This is a genomic window from Chloroflexota bacterium (assembly GCA_014360905.1).
Classification (GTDB): Bacteria; Chloroflexota; Anaerolineae; order UBA2200; family UBA2200; genus JACIWX01.
The window spans coordinates 1-14,982 of the sequence record JACIWW010000039.1; the positions used below are offsets into that span (position 1 = coordinate 1).

Below are 14,982 nucleotides of genomic sequence, written 5' to 3' on the forward strand. Positions count from 1 at the left end.
CTGGGATGCGCTGGAGTCGAGCTGGGCTAGAACGCCTGGCCCCAATTCGAGCTGCTATCCTCAGCAAACGTTTCCATGAAGTGTGGACAGCCGTTTACAACTCGCCCCTAAACTGAAATGCACCCTACAAGGATACAGCGTTTTCTCTGGACTAATGTTGATGATATAATCTAGTGGTATATCGGGCATACGCAGGGAGAGCATGTGACAAGAACCTACGAAGAGTATTCCGCTATCCAAATAAAACGAAATCTAGTCATTTCGTTGCAGGACCCTGTCTGCATCGAGGATACTTTCCGCCTGTACTTGAACGATGTCCCGCTGGCGCAGATCGTTGCCAGCCCGGATCAGTTGCGGGAATTGGGCGCAGGGTTTGTAATCTGCGAAGGGTTATCCGAGCAGGTGGAGGATGTGCGAGTCTCCCAAAATGACATACGGATCTATGCCAAGACCAATGCCAGGATTGACTATGAATTACGGTCTTCTGGTTGCATCGGTGTAAGAGGGATGCCCAAGATCGTCAGTTCAGAGCTGACCATTGCAAAGGATGAGGTTTTCCGCGTTATTGGCGAAATCGAATCGGATATCTGGAGAAAAACGGGTGGGGTTCACTGTTCTGTCCTTTTCCGGGATGGGCAATTGCTGGTTAGAAGCAGCGACATTGGCCGTCATAATACCATTGACAAAATCGTTGGTTTTGCTGTGCTGAACGGCATCAACCTTTCCCAGTGCATCATCGGCTGTACTGGGAGACAGCCAGCCGGAATGATTGCCAAGGTGGCCAACGCAGGTGTCCCTCTGATTGTATCCAAAGCGGCGGCGACCAATGCTGGAATCCTCCTGGCTGACCGGTCGAACGTGACGCTCATCTGTTTTGCCCGTGGGGAACGATTCACGATCTACACACATCCTGAGCGGATACGCGGAATCACAGAGAAACGAGCTGATTGAGGGATGAACATGCCTAAAGTCAGCGCTGTAGTCCTTGCTGGTGGAAAAAGCCAACGTCTCGGCATGGACAAAGCGCAGCTCAAACTAAATGGCAAGTGGTTGCTGCAGCAAATCCTCGAAACATTGAGTAATTTGAGCGACGACTTGCTTGTAGTGGCAGACAAAAGACTCGAAATTGCCCAGCTATCTGTCCGTGTTGTTCCAGATGCTTACCCAGGTACCGGTCCTTTAGGAGGCATTTATTCCGGTTTACAGGCCATGCGTTACGAGCGCGGGGTAGTTGTGGCCTGTGACATGCCTTTTTTGAGCTTGCCTCTCCTGCGGTACATGATTCTTTTATCCGCCGATTTCGACGCAGTGATCCCACGCATTCTGGATAATACAGAGCCATTACATGCGATTTACAGCAAGGCTTGTATACGCCCTATCGAGGACTTGTTACAGCAAGGGGAACTGCGCATCGCAAAGGTGTTCCCCAAAATACGGGTGCGCTATGTCACGGAAAGCGAATTGAGCCTGTTCGATCCCGAGCATCTATCCTTTTTCAATATCAACACTCGGGACGACCTGGAATTAGCGCAAAGGCGCGCAAGAATCACCGTTTGCCACAATGCATGAGCTCTCGATCACCCAAAGCGTTCTGAATATTGTGATTGACCATGCCCAACGCGCTTGTGCGCGACGCGTTATTGCCATCAATCTGGTCATTGGAGAGTTAACTGGGTTTGTGGATGATTCCATTCAATTCTATTTCGACATGCTCAGCCCAGGTACGATCGCTGCTGGTGCAACACTGCACATCCGACGGATCCTCGCGCGCTTGCGCTGCCGTGCTTGTGGTGAAGAATTTATGCTGAAAGGCTCGAATTGGCTTTGTCCAAAATGCTTGACGTCAGGCGGCGAAATCCTTGCCGGCCGCGAGTTCTTGATCGAAAGCATAGAGGTTGAGTAGCTACATATCTCCATGGTATTTTTGACCTTGTGGTGAATATCAAGCCAAATAATGAAAACTTGCTTAGAGGAGCAATTGATGAAAGTTTCCGTAATAGAAGGTATCCTCAGTGCCAATGACGAGATCGCCATGCAAAATAAGCAAGTGCTGGACGCACATGGTATCTGTGCCATCAACATCATGGCAGCTCCAGGTGGTGGCAAGACGAGTTTGATCCTGCGCACTATTGACGCATTACGTCATCTCCTGCGCATTGCCGTGATCGAAGGAGACGTTGCCTCAACCGTTGATGCCGACCAAGTGGCTACGAAAGCAATCCCTGTCGTGCAGATCAATACTGGTGGAGCATGCCATCTAGAAGCACCTATGCTACGCCGTGCCCTGGAGCAGTTGCCGCTTGAGGGTCTCGACTTGCTGTTGATCGAAAACGTAGGCAATCTCATTTGTCCCGTAGAATTCAAATTGGGCGAAGATCTCAATGTGATGATCGCGAGTGTGCCCGAAGGAGATGACAAGCCCTATAAATACCCAAGCATCTTTGTGGCGGTAGATGCCGTGGTCATCAATAAGATAGACCTACTCCCTTATGTGCATTTTGACATAGCTGCGTTTCGCAAATTGGTGCTGGGCATGAATCCGGGTGTAAAGATTTTCGAAGTCTCCTGCGAAACAGGCCTGGGGATTGAAAGCTGGGCAGAATGGATAGTGCAGCAGAGAGAAAGAAAGCAAAAATGAAAACTTGTTCCGTCCACACTATGCAGGGATTTTTAGCATTTCTGCCTTCGCGAATGCCAATTTGTGATGTATAATTTAGCTAGATAGAAGTCAAAAGCGTGCCAAAGGAGACCGCATGGTTACCGTTGATCAATTACGTACCTGTGAATTGTTCTCTGAATTGACAGATGAAGAGCTGCAACAGATACTCCCCTTTGCCCGTGAGGAGCGTTACAAACGAGGCACTGTAATGTTCAGCGAGGGGGATGAGGCGACTACCTTTTATATCCTGCAGGAAGGCAAGGTAAGCCTGCAATATGAGATCTGCCCACAACCGGACTACTGCCAGGATGCTACGATTTTATTGGACAAGCCAGGGGATTTCATGGGCTGGTCATCTCTGGTCAAGCCTCGTCGCATGACAGCTTCAGGCTTGTGCCTCACGGATGTTCAACTTATCGCCATTGACGGCAAGAAACTGAACGAACTATTGGAATTCAATAGCCACATGGGCTTTGTCATCATGAAGGAACTTGCAGGTCAGATCAACAAGAGGCTAAAGGAAGCCAAAGGCTTGACCTTCAAACGCCTCATGGGCTCTTTGTAGCCTCTGGTGAGAAAAGGGGCAAGCAACCTCTGGCCCGCCTCTTTTGGTTCTGCTTTGGACAGTCTTCATACTGCTTTGGGCAAAGCGAAACTGAACTTGCTGCCTTTGCCCTTTTCCGATTCCACCCAAATCCTGCCCCCGTACGATTCGACGATGCGTTTCACGATCGCGAGCCCTAACCCAGTGCCTTGTCGCTCCATTGCCTTCGCTTCCTCGGTGCGATAGAACTCCTCAAAGAGATGCGACATTTGTTCCGGCGTCATGCCGATGCCCGTATCGCGCACCGTGCCCACTACATAGTTGGGATTCTGCGACAAACTGACCACCACGATTCCACCTGGTTCGGTATATTTGATGGCATTGCTGATCAGGTTTGTCCACAATTGCTTGATATGCTCTGGGGTGGCCCGAACAGAAGGCACATTCGGCTCTATTTGCACACTGAACAACAGGTCCTTGTCCTCGGCCCGGGCCTGCATCAGATCTGTGACGCCACGCAGAACTTCAGCAACATCTACCAATTCTGGCTCAGCCTCAGCCCGCCTGTCTTGCAAGCGGGCCAGCTCTAGGAGATCGCTGATGAGAGCCAGTTGCTCCAAAGCGCGTCGCTCTGATTTTTCAATGATCTCCCTCTGTTTCTCAGGTGGTACATATCCATCCAAGATCAAACGCAAGTAGCTTTGGATCGCCGCCACCGGCGCACGCAGTTCATGTGTCACCAAGCGGATAAATTGAGAGCGAGCCTTGTCTAGTTCAGCTAGCCTGGCGTTCAATTTTGCCAGTTCTCCTGCACGTATCTCGCAGGACAAATTGGCTTCTAGCAGTTCTTTTTCCCGTCGCCGCAGTATCTCCGCTATGGAGGAAATGAGATAAGCGCAGAAAAATAGGGTAAAACCCAGCACAAACAATACTACCACCACGTAAAGGCCACGCTGATAGCGTTGTGGAGAGACAAAGCCGGCCAAGTGCACGTGTGGAAGCCATTGAAGATACTCGGCAATCACAAATCCTGAGAAGAGCATCGTCGAAAGAGCAGCGTACAGGAAACTATAAAGGCGGGATAAAAGAATGCTTGCTACGGTAACATACACAATGTACAACAAATAGAATGGATTTTCAATCCCACCAGTGAAATGAAGAAGAACTGTAAGCACAATAATATCTAGCGTTATTTGCAGATGGGCAAATCTCAGATACTTACTTTCTTGATCTTCTGCCTTGGATAAAGCCAAGCGCCTTGCATACAAAAACAGAAGCCCGTTGACGATAGCCAGGGTAGCAGCGATCACGAGTAGAACAGGCATTGGTAGCGAGTCAGGAAAGAGAAGGTTCCCAATGGAGATGACGATCAGAGCTCCCACGATGAAAAGCCAGCGAAATTCAATTAACTGGTCAGTGCGCTCTTTCAAACTAGGATGTGAAAAACCAGACAGTTGTTCAGTCAAGTTTCCTCTCCACCATAGGAGTTGTAAGTTTGGACACTGTCACTTTACAGACAAAATCAACAGGGAACACTTTTTAGCGCATGCTCTAGTGCCTGTCTCAAGGTAAATCGAAATGTTCCCTCAAGGCCACTACGGCATCATCTATCCGGTTTCCATCTATCACGCAAGAGACAGTGGAAATGGACGTGCTAATCGCCTGGATGTTGATCCCCGCTGATGCCATCGCTTCAAAGACGGCGGCAGCCACGGCTGGACGCTCACGAAAATCGGGGCCAAACACAGACACAATAGCGACATTGGGTTGATGGGTGATTTCTTCGGCCCTGACCACGCTCTGCAAGGGCTTGAGCACTGCAAGCGCTTGCTCGAGATCGTCTTCTTTGACGCAGAGAACAATGTGGCTATTGTTGGCTAAATCAGCGCATTGGACAATGAACTCGACATTAATCCCTTTCTCGCCCAACGTGCGCAATACGTCACAAGCTAGGCCACATCGGTCAGGAGCGGACATTACGCCAATTTTTGCTAAGCGTTCGTTACGGATGATACCCCCTGCCTTTATTTTGGCTGTCATCTTTCCAACCTCCAGTGCAGGTATATACATTTGCCATGTGCCCCCATGATGAATAGCAACCGGGGGCACATGAACTCTTTCTTAATCGCTCTCTAGAGAGCGGTCATTCGGAACGTATGCATGATAGCCAAATTGCACTGCTTTAGCAAATGGCCGTTTCAGCGCTGCAACAATTCCCCAATGCGCTTTAGCAGGACATCGGGTGCCACGGGTTTAGAGAGAAAGCCGTCGATGCTGATATACTCGTCCGTTGGGAATAGCGCAGCATAATCGGTATTGGCAATCGAAGTCACCATCAAGATAGGAATCCGCTTATGCTGCGGATTTTCCTGCATACGCTGGCTCATCTGCAGACCATCCAACACCGAAGACATGATCACATCCAAAATCACCAAATCAGGCTGCTCTGTTTTCACTTTAGCTAGTCCCTCATCCCCATTGGCAGCGCTGATGACCTGATAGCCATTTGGCTCTAAGGTCAGACGCATGGCTTCGACAAAATCGGGGTCATCATCTACAACCAGAATCTTCTTGGACACAGGCTCCTCCTCCATCAAAAATCAGTCTCACATTATGCTGCCACAGCGCAGCGCTTATATTTCACGTGATATTCGTACTCGTCCCGGAAAAGTTTCAGGCTACTCAAGATAGGGTTCGCAGCAGCATCCCCCATCGGGCAAAAAGTGAGGCCTCGCATCTTGGATGCAATTTCCTCCAGACAAGCAATGTCTTCGGCCTTGCCTCTCCCGTGTTCCAAGTCCTCTAGCAGCGCTAGCATGCGCTGGGTGCCCGTCCGACAAGGCGTGCAATGCCCGCAGGATTCATGTGCGAAAAAGCGCATCAGGCGTCTTGCTACATCCACCATGCATGTGTCTTCATTCATGACGATGATTGCGCCGGTCCCGAGCATTGTCCCGGCACCTTCCAGCGTCTCGAAAGCCATTGGAATATCTAATTGATCAGGAGTGAGCATGGGTGTGGAGGCGCCACCTGGGATGACTGCCTTTAGCTTTTTATCAAAAGCCATCCCACCTGCATGTTCGTAGATAATTTCGCGCAAAGGCACGCCAAGGGGCAGCTCAAAAATGCCACGATTCTTGACATGCCCACTGACACAGAAGATCTTGGGACCTGTGCTCTTAGGTGTGCCAATGCTGGCATACCATTCCGCTCCGCGGTTGATAATGTGGGGGACATTCGCCAATGTTTCCACATTGTGTACCAACGTTGGCTTGCCCCACAGCCCAACACTGGCTGGATAGGGCGGCTTTTTCCGTGGTTGGCCGCGCTTGCCTTCCAGCGACTCGATCAAGGCGGTTTCTTCGCCACAAATGTATGCGCCGGCACCACGGTGCACCGACAGGTCTAACGAGAATCCGCTGCCTAGAATGTTCTTACCCAGGAACCCTTTGGCATAAGCATCGTCAATGGCTTTTATCCAGCGCTTCACGCCGAGGAAGAACTCGCCACGGATGTAGACGAACGCGCGATGGGCACCGACTGCATAACTGGCGATAATCACTCCTTCGATCACCTGATGCGGGTCCTTCTCCACTAGCTCGCGATCCTTAAATGTACCAGGTTCTCCCTCATCCGTATTGACACAGACATACTTTTCTATCTGTGGGTCCTTGGGGATAAAAGCCCACTTGCGACCGGCCGGGAAACCAGCACCACCACGTCCGCGCAGCCCTGAAGCAGTAACGATATCAATGACTTGCTGCGGTGTGTACTCGCGAAGCACCTTCCTCAGAGCCTCATAACCGCCGCTCGCCAGATAAGTGTCAATGCTCTCCGAGCGGGGCAAACCAAAATTGCGTGTCAAGACTCGCTCAAACATGGTACCCCCTTAATGTTTCCAATAGTTCGTCCACTTTCTCTGTGGTCATGTTTTCATATAGTGCGTCGTTTACACGTATGGCCGGAGACGTGCCACAGGAAGCTAGGCATTGTACCGTCTGTAACGTGAACAGACCATCCGGGGTCGTTTCCCCCACTTCGATGCCGAGCTTCTTGCGCAGGTAATCCACCAGGCGGTCTGCGCCACCGACTAGATGGCAGGATAACCCCTCGCAAACCTGCAATACATAGCGACCTGTAGGCTGGACCCGATAGAGGCTGTAGAAACTAGCCATGGAATACACATCTGCTACGGGCAATCCTAACCGTGTGGCCACGCGTTCCACCGCCTCCTTGGTCAGGTAGCCATACTGCTCCTGAGCAATGTAAAGTGCAGTCAATAACATGGAGCGTTTGGCTGGATCAGCGATTTTGGCTTCTAGTTGCATTTTCCCTCCTTTGTAGTCTCGCCGCTCTTGCGGCGTTGGATTAGCTTGGCGACTTGCTGCAGCAAGTCAGCTGGATCAACAGGTTTAGTCATAAAAGTATCCACTGCCAGGTACTCATCCGTCGGGAAGACTCCTGCTTCTTCCCTACTGACAATGGCCGAAATCATAATCACGGGGATGTCGCGGAGTTCAGGATCATCACGCATTTGGCGCGTGAGGTTCAAACCATCTAGGACATAGGACATCATCACATCCAATAGGGCGACATCTGGTTTTTGCTGGCGCATCATTTTCAGGGCCTGCTCAGCGGTTGCTGCAGTTTGCACTTCATACCCTTGGGATTCCAACACAATGCGGGTATACTCCACGAAATCCGGATCGTCATCTACAACCAGCACCTTACCAGCAGGGGACATTGCACTGGCTCCTTGGCTATTTTTTGACAAATCGAGCAACTTTATTCAGCAAATCATTAGGTTGTACTGGCTTCGAGATCCAGGCATCGATCGGGATGTACTCGTCTGTGGGAAATAATCCTGCATGTGGGCTTTCCGTGATAGAAGAAACCATGACGATGGGCACATGCTTCAGCACCGGGTCTTCGCTCATGACATGGCTCAGATTGAGGCCATCCAACACCGTAGCCATCATCACATCAAGAAGCACCAGGTCTGGCAATTCCTTTTGCATCACCTGCAGGGCCTGGTCACCGCTGGCCGCAGACACCACTTCGTACCCGTTGGATTCCAGGATCGTTCTCGTAATCTCCACAAAATCCGGGTCATCGTCAACTACTAGAATTTTGGCCATGTGTAACCTCCTCCGTGTTTTAGTCAAAAATTGTGTTTTGCCGCTAGGACAACAATCGCTGTACTTCAGACAGCAATTGCTCAGGGCTAACTGGTTTAGAAAGAAAGCTCTCCACAGGGACGTACTCATCGGTAGGGAACATAGCTGCATAGTCAGAGCTGGTGATAGAAGAAACCATCAATATGGGTGTTTTCTCAAGACCTTGTACCGTCCTCATACGCATGCTGGCGTTAAGGCCATCGAGAATGCCACTCATCATAACATCTAGGATAACCAGATCTGGCTGCTCCTGACGCATTGCTTGCAGACCCTGCTCGCCGTTAGCCGCAGCAATAACTCGATAGCCTGCCTTTTCCAGCACCATGCGTGTGAATTCGACGAAATCCGGATCATCGTCCACAACCAGAATGATGGGAGGTCCCTCCCTAGGCAGGATCCAATCACAGCTCTGTTTGATATTTTTCAATACATGGGAGATTATTGTGGATTGAATCCCGGGTATGCTTATCAAGCGGTTGGTGAGAAAGTGGAGCAGGTCATCATTAGAAGGGAAAGCCGCTTCGACAATCAAATCGTATTCGCCCGTTGTGTAGCGAACAGCCCGAACCTCTCTCATCTCTGCCAATTGTTCCCCGATGCGCAAAGCTCGTGTTGGGTCCACCTTGAGCAGGATCACCGTTTCCACTTCCAGACCGAGCCTATTTACACTAGGAACGGCTGCAATACGCATCACTCCCTCACTGAGCAAGCGTTCAATACGCTTGCGCACCGTAGCCTCCGCCACGCCTAGAGCGCGTGCAATCTCTACATTAGATGCACGGCCATCCAATTGCAAAAAGGCAATAATGCGGCGATCAAGTTCGTCAATTTCGTAGCCCAAAACCATACTCCATTACGATTTTCGCTTATTATTATAGCATATTTTGCGAATTTCGTCAAATCGAGTGTTGTACGCGTCAATTTTCGTCTAGTTGCAGTGATGTTAGTCGTTGTGGCTTTTGTGGAGTAAGCAACTCTATCATGCCCGCTTGCTCTTGTATTATGCGGTATTCCTGTGCTATAATGTAGATAAATTGTCCTCGCGGATAAGGAGGCAAGCACAGATGAAGATAACGAAAGGAACGGATTATGGTATACGGGGTATCATCTATTTGGCTACGCAGCCGAGCGGGAAAGTGAGTTTGCTCCATGAAATTGCTAAGGACGAGGACGTACCGGAGACTTATCTGGCCAAGATCTTCCAGGATCTGACTAAAGCTGGCCTCGTCCGCTCGCATCGTGGAGCCAAGGGTGGCTTTTGCCTGGCCAAACCTGCCTCGGAGATCACCCTGCGCAATGTCATTGAGGCTTTGCAGGGACCTATCTCCCTGAACAGATGCCTAGATATCCGCGAAGGATGTCCAAACGTGGAAGGCTGTGCCGTCTATCATGTGCTGCGTAAAGCGCAGGAGCAACTACTGGCAACGCTTGACGCCGCTACTCTGGAGGTATTGGCTCAAGAAACCATTGCAATACAGCAGGCTAGAAGCAGTGCAGCAACCTGAGGTACGCGCCATTGTCCTCACACTGTGCTATGCTTTTTCGCGACGCACCTCTAACACATCACGCAGGCTTTCCAGCCTGCTCAATACATTGCGTAACTGCTGAATGTTATTGATCAGCAGGGTAGCTTGAATGGTAGCCGTATTGTCCGCGTGCGTGGACACATTGGCTGCGCTCATGTTGATGCCCTCATCGGCTACTATCGAGGCTACGTCTCGTAACAGCCCTGCCCGATCAAAGGCCTCGATTCGGATATCTACTGGATACGCCTCGCGCATCATGCCCCACTCTACTCCAATCAAGCGCTCTGTATCCTTGATGTTCTTGATATTGGGGCAATCGCGGCGATGAACCGTAATCCCTGTACCTCTAGTGATGTAGCCAATGATCGGATCCCCCGGGACTGGGTTGCAGCAACGTGCTAGCCTTGTGAGCAAGTCGCCCACCCCCTTTACCTGGATGCCCACCACAGATGGTGGGGGAAGGATGGGCTCGGGAAAGAGCTGGGGTTGCACGACAGCATCCGCCAGTTTTGCCGCAATTTGCTGGGGAGCGATATCCCCGTAGCCAATGGCCGCCAGGAAATTGTCTACATTATCGTACTTAAAGACTTTAGCAATCTCCTCGAATGGCCGCTGATCCAAACCCAGGCGCTGTAATTCCTTCTCCAATATTTCGCGTCCTTGCGCAATGTTCTCAGCGCGTTCCTGTTGCTTGAACCATTGCCTGACCTTCTCCCGCGCGCGGGCGGTCTTGAGATATCCTAACTGGGGATTCAACCAATCGCGGGTCGGACCGCCCTTTTTCGCGGTCAAAATCTCTACCTGGTCCCCTGTGTGTAACTGATAATCCAGAGGCGCCAGGCGGCCATTCACTCTTGCTCCGCGACAGCGATGGCCTATTTCGGTGTGGATGTAATAGGCAAAATCAACCGGTGTAGCTCCTTTGGGTAAATCTACAATATCTCCTTTCGGAGTAAAAACGTAGACTCGCTCCGGGAAGACGTCGCTTTTCAATGATTCAACGAACTGGCTGGCATCTTTCACTTCCTGACGCAGATCGGATTCCTGACGTAGCCAGGCGATTTTTGCTTCCAGACTGAGATCCCGCCTGACTTGCTCCTTGTAGCGCCAGTGAGCCGCGATGCCATATTCTGCCACGCGGTGCATATCCCAAGTGCGAATCTGCACTTCAAATGGGCGGCCCTCGGGTCCGATGACGGCGGTGTGCAGGGATTGATACAGGTTATCCTTGGGCATCGCAATGTAGTCATCAAACTGGCCTGGAATTGGCTTCCACATGCTGTGGATGATCCCCAACACTGCATAGCAGTCTTTGACGGTATCCACGATAATACGCACCCCGCGCACATCGTAAATCTCTTCGAAATCACGTTCCTTCTCTTTCATCTTGCGATAGATGCTGTAAATATGCTTGGGGCGTCCTGTCACTTCCGCCGCAATGCCCTCTTCCTGCAACCTAGTGCGGATAATCGCGATCACCCGTTGAACATACTCCTCTCGCTCCTGACGCTTCTCCGCCAGCAATCCCGCTATCCTCCGGTACTCTAGCGGGTCAAGATGCAGCAAGGCCAAATCCTCTAGTTGCCACTTCAGTTCCCAGATGCCCAGGCGGTTGGCTAGCGGGGCATAGATGTCGAGGGTCTCCTGAGCGATCCTCTTCTGCTTTTCGGGTGGCAGAGCATCCAAAGTGCGCATGTTATGCAGGCGGTCAGCTAGCTTGATCATGATCACGCGAATATCATCCACCATGGCCAAGAAGATTTTCCGGATGTTTTCTGCCTGGGCTTCGGCTAGCGCCCCTTGGCGGGTGCGGCTCAACTCCCGGATGCGTTTCAATTTGGTCACGCCATCTACTAGCTTGGCAATATCGTTGCCAAACTGAGCTTGTATGTCCTGCAAGGTGATCGGCGTATCTTCAGGGACGTCATGCAACAAGGCAGCAGCTAGCGTTGTGGCATCCATGTGCAAGTCAGCCAGAATCTGAGCAACGGCCAGGGAGTGGTATACATAGGGTTCGCCCGTCAGGCGAGCCTGTCCCTCATGCGCCTGCATGGCTACCTGATAGGAGCAACGCAGGAGCTCCCTATCGGCTTCGTACAGGTTCTTATCCAGTTTTTGGAGGAATTGCTCGAACTTTTCCATCGCGCTCATCTGCTATGAAAAGTATAAAGCACCTATATACTTCATGCAAAATAGCCCATGATCGCTTGTCTTGGCACAGATGATGCACCTATGGTATCATTCGGCAGAGCATTGTGAGCGCAAACCCCAGGTTGATAAGTAGGGCGAGTAGGGAGACTTCTAGAAAGCGTGGTGAGCAGGATGATTCCCGTACGATTGCGGTTACAGAATTTCATGTGTTATCGCCACCCGACACCCTTGGATTTTACCGGCATCCATCTGGCGTGCCTAGCTGGAGACAATGGCCATGGCAAATCAGCCATTTTGGATGCCATGACCTGGGCGCTGTGGGGTCGTGCCCGAGCCCGTTCAGACGACGAACTGATCACGCTTGGACAGAAGGAAATGGAGGTAGAGTTTGAGTTCCAGTTGGGGAATGTGCTCTACCGTGTTATTCGCAAACGAGAGCTGAGGCGCAGAAGCGTGCTCGAACTACAGGTCAGGGACGATGGACAGTTTCGCCCCCTCACCGCCAGCACCCAACGTGAAACCCAGGCCAGGATCAACGAAATCTTGCGCATGGATTATGACACCTTTATTAACTCTGCTCTCTTGCTGCAAGGGCGCGCTGATGAGTTCACGCTCAAGCAACCTGCGGAACGCAAGCGCGTTCTGGCAGACATCTTGGGCTTGTCCATCTACGACGAATATGAGCAACAGGCGAAGAACCTGGCCAAGGAAAAAGAACAAGCCGAGCGTGAAATTGGCGCGCGTATCCAAGAGCTTCAGCGCGAACTGGAGCATCGTCCCGAATACGAACGGGAACTTGCACAGGCTCAGGAAGAATTGGCCCAACTGAGCAGCCAGGCTAGAGCCGCAGAAGCCACCCTTCAGGAATTGCGCGACCAGATAAAGACACGCGAAGCACAGAAAAGCCAGCTAAACGAGGTCAACGACCGCATTGCTGCGGCCGAGTCCCAATTACGCGATATCGAGGAACAGATCCAAGTCCTAGACCAACGCATTGCTGCTGATGAAGCCATTATCGCACGCCAGGCTGAAATCGAGAGAGGCTACGCACAATTGCTAGAGGCACGTGAAAAAGAGGCGGAATACAATGTGAAGCTATCTCAGCTCTTCTCCCTAAACGAGGAGAAAAATCGTCTCGAAAAACACATTGCGGAAGCAAAGAGGGAACTGGAATTCAAAAAGCATGGTATCGAACAACGAGTCGCCGATCTACAGAAACTGGCCCAGCAATACGCCGCGCTAACCCAAGAACACGCCCAGGTCTGCCAAGAGTTGGAAAAATTGGCCGCCCTTCAGGCGCAGGCTGAAGCTGGGAAAAGGCTCCTCCGCGAACTGTCCGCTGAAATTGCTGCTCTCAACGCAGCCAATGCTCAACTGAAGATCGAGATGGCAGCTCTCAAAGAGAAAGTCAGGTTATTGCAAGAACCCACTGCCACATGCCCTCTTTGTGGCCAGAATTTGGCTGAAGAGGACCGCCTGCGCTTGCTTGACGAGTTCAAGGAACAGGGTACGCAGCAAGGGAGCCTTTATCGCACAAACAAAGCGAGACTGGTTGAGCTCAATGCACGAACCAAATCTACCGAGGATGAGTTAGAACGCATTGAACGTGAATTGCGCCGTTTACCTGCGTTACAGGGCCGCGAAGCAACATTGCGCAAATCTATGCAGGAAGCACAAGAGGCAGCGACAAATGTGCAAACGCAGCAGCAAGAGCTGCTTGCGCTGGAGCAGCAATTGGCACGAGGAGATTTTGCGCGGGAAGAGCAAGCACAACTGCTTGCATTCCAGAAACGCATTGCTGAGTTGGGTTACGACAAAACAGCCCACGAGAAAGCACGTCAGCTTGTGGAATCACTGGGTGCTTTCGAAAAAGACAAAGTAGAACTAGAGAGGGCACAACAGAGCATCATCCAGTTGCACGGGAATCACCAACGGCTAGCCAAAGCACGCGAGCAGTGGGCAGCCTCCTTAGAAGCAGATCGGCAGCGCCAGGCAGAGCTATTGAGCGCTATGGCTGGGCTTGAAGAATTGGCGCAGCGCTTGGATGCAATGCAGCGTGAGGCAGATGAGTTGCGCAGCAAGGAGGGGGATGCACGCCAATTGGTAGGCGCAGCGCAACAAAAACTGGACTATTGTCGTTACCTCGCCAGGGAGAGACAGGCAAGGTTGCAACAACTAAAAGAAGTGGCAGATGAGCGCAGCGTGTATGAAGAATTACAGCTAGCTTTTGGGAAAAAGGGGCTACAAGCCTTGATTATTGAGACGGCTATTCCAGAGATAGAAGATGAGGCCAACTCCTTGTTGCGTCGCATGACCGATGGTCGCATGAGTTTGCAACTAACGACACAGCGAGATACCAAGAGTGGCACTACCATCGAGACTTTGGATATCCAGATCTCCGACGAGAACGGTCCGCGTAACTATGAGCTGTATTCTGGTGGGGAGGCTTTTCGCATCAACTTTGCGCTCCGTATTGCCCTGAGCAAACTGCTGGCGCGACGAGCAGGAGCGCAGTTGCAGACCTTGATCATTGATGAGGGCTTTGGAACACAGGATGTGGAGGGACGGCAGCGTCTGGTAGAAGCAATCAATGCGATTAAGGATGATTTCGCTCGGATCATTGTCATCACGCATATCGAAGAATTGAAAGATGCCTTCCCCGTGCGCATTGATGTCTACAAGACGCTACAAGGGTCACAGATTGCTATTACATAAGGAAGAATGATTACTTGCCTCCGGTAGAATGATATACCCACCATTTACAGTTGATCATGGCAAGTTCCTGCAAATAACGCAAACCCGCGCAAAATCAAATGATAATGTCACTGACACGTGATGGTTCTATCAAATGATAAAGACACCAGGCTGCCTCGCTCCTTTCTAAGTAGGTATCGGTATGTGCAGCGTGTCCAACACGTTTTCGGT

The 14,982-nt window shown here is 51.1% G+C and carries 16 protein-coding genes; 7 read left to right on the plus strand and 9 right to left on the minus strand.

Annotated elements, in window-relative coordinates; all coding sequences use genetic code 11:
• The first annotated feature begins 234 nt into the window (after window positions 1-234).
• The 5 genes from fdhD (at window position 235) to H5T67_12255 (ending at window position 3,224) form a co-directional block, all read left to right on the plus strand.
• The gene (gene fdhD / locus H5T67_12235; protein ID MBC7246072.1) at window positions 235-951 is read left to right on the plus strand and encodes a formate dehydrogenase accessory sulfurtransferase FdhD; all 717 of its coding nucleotides are present in this window, start codon (window positions 235-237) and stop codon (window positions 949-951) included.
• A gap of 9 nt (window positions 952-960) precedes the next feature.
• A complete protein-coding gene (locus H5T67_12240) occupies window positions 961-1,569 on the plus strand; it encodes a molybdenum cofactor guanylyltransferase (protein ID MBC7246073.1) in 609 nt (202 codons plus the stop codon).
• A complete protein-coding gene (gene hypA / locus H5T67_12245; GenBank protein MBC7246074.1) occupies window positions 1,562-1,903 on the plus strand; it encodes a hydrogenase maturation nickel metallochaperone HypA in 342 nt (113 codons plus the stop codon). Before H5T67_12240 ends, hypA begins: the two co-directional genes overlap by 8 nt.
• A 78-nt stretch (window positions 1,904-1,981) precedes the next feature.
• Window positions 1,982-2,638 carry a hydrogenase nickel incorporation protein HypB gene (hypB, locus tag H5T67_12250; protein ID MBC7246075.1) on the plus strand — a complete coding sequence of 219 codons (657 nt, stop codon included), beginning with the start codon at window positions 1,982-1,984 and terminating at the stop codon, window positions 2,636-2,638.
• Between the two features lie 115 nt (window positions 2,639-2,753).
• Window positions 2,754-3,224, plus strand: coding sequence for a cyclic nucleotide-binding domain-containing protein (locus tag H5T67_12255; GenBank protein MBC7246076.1), 471 nt, complete (start codon window positions 2,754-2,756; stop codon window positions 3,222-3,224).
• Window positions 3,225-3,289: 65 nt separating this feature from the next.
• Here H5T67_12255 and H5T67_12260 read toward each other — a convergent pair whose 3' ends face one another.
• The 8 genes from H5T67_12260 to H5T67_12295 form a co-directional block, all read right to left on the minus strand.
• The gene (locus H5T67_12260) at window positions 3,290-4,669 is read right to left on the minus strand and encodes a HAMP domain-containing histidine kinase (protein MBC7246077.1); all 1,380 of its coding nucleotides are present in this window, start codon (window positions 4,667-4,669) and stop codon (window positions 3,290-3,292) included.
• Window positions 4,670-4,766: 97 nt separating this feature from the next.
• The gene (locus H5T67_12265; protein ID MBC7246078.1) at window positions 4,767-5,243 is read right to left on the minus strand and encodes an ACT domain-containing protein; all 477 of its coding nucleotides are present in this window, start codon (window positions 5,241-5,243) and stop codon (window positions 4,767-4,769) included.
• A gap of 158 nt (window positions 5,244-5,401) precedes the next feature.
• Window positions 5,402-5,782 (minus strand): response regulator, encoded by a 381-nt coding sequence (locus tag H5T67_12270; protein MBC7246079.1) that lies wholly within the window; start codon window positions 5,780-5,782, stop codon window positions 5,402-5,404.
• Between the two features lie 32 nt (window positions 5,783-5,814).
• Window positions 5,815-7,083: an NADH-quinone oxidoreductase subunit NuoF gene (gene nuoF, locus H5T67_12275; GenBank protein ID MBC7246080.1), complete on the minus strand. Its 1,269-nt coding sequence runs from the start codon at window positions 7,081-7,083 to the stop codon at window positions 5,815-5,817.
• Window positions 7,076-7,531, minus strand: a complete 456-nt coding sequence (nuoE, locus tag H5T67_12280) for an NADH-quinone oxidoreductase subunit NuoE (GenBank protein ID MBC7246081.1) — start codon at window positions 7,529-7,531, stop codon at window positions 7,076-7,078. The genes nuoF and nuoE overlap by 8 nt, the downstream gene beginning before the upstream one ends.
• Window positions 7,522-7,947: a response regulator gene (locus H5T67_12285; protein MBC7246082.1), complete on the minus strand. Its 426-nt coding sequence runs from the start codon at window positions 7,945-7,947 to the stop codon at window positions 7,522-7,524. The genes nuoE and H5T67_12285 overlap by 10 nt, the downstream gene beginning before the upstream one ends.
• Before the next feature lie 16 nt (window positions 7,948-7,963).
• The gene (locus H5T67_12290; protein MBC7246083.1) at window positions 7,964-8,341 is read right to left on the minus strand and encodes a response regulator; all 378 of its coding nucleotides are present in this window, start codon (window positions 8,339-8,341) and stop codon (window positions 7,964-7,966) included.
• A gap of 43 nt (window positions 8,342-8,384) precedes the next feature.
• Window positions 8,385-9,221, minus strand: a complete 837-nt coding sequence (locus tag H5T67_12295) for a response regulator (protein MBC7246084.1) — start codon at window positions 9,219-9,221, stop codon at window positions 8,385-8,387.
• A gap of 223 nt (window positions 9,222-9,444) precedes the next feature.
• Between H5T67_12295 and H5T67_12300 the strand changes: the two genes are divergently transcribed.
• Complete coding sequence (locus H5T67_12300) at window positions 9,445-9,885, plus strand: Rrf2 family transcriptional regulator (protein ID MBC7246085.1); 441 nt, start codon at window positions 9,445-9,447, stop codon at window positions 9,883-9,885.
• Between the two features lie 27 nt (window positions 9,886-9,912).
• Here the strand turns inward: H5T67_12300 and H5T67_12305 are convergent, their stop codons facing one another.
• Window positions 9,913-12,048, minus strand: coding sequence for a bifunctional (p)ppGpp synthetase/guanosine-3',5'-bis(diphosphate) 3'-pyrophosphohydrolase (locus H5T67_12305; protein ID MBC7246086.1), 2,136 nt, complete (start codon window positions 12,046-12,048; stop codon window positions 9,913-9,915).
• A 180-nt stretch (window positions 12,049-12,228) separates the two neighbouring features.
• Here H5T67_12305 and H5T67_12310 point away from each other — a divergent pair, with 180 nt between their 5' ends.
• Complete coding sequence (locus H5T67_12310; protein ID MBC7246087.1) at window positions 12,229-14,772, plus strand: SMC family ATPase; 2,544 nt, start codon at window positions 12,229-12,231, stop codon at window positions 14,770-14,772.
• Window positions 14,773-14,982: the final 210 nt, after the last annotated feature.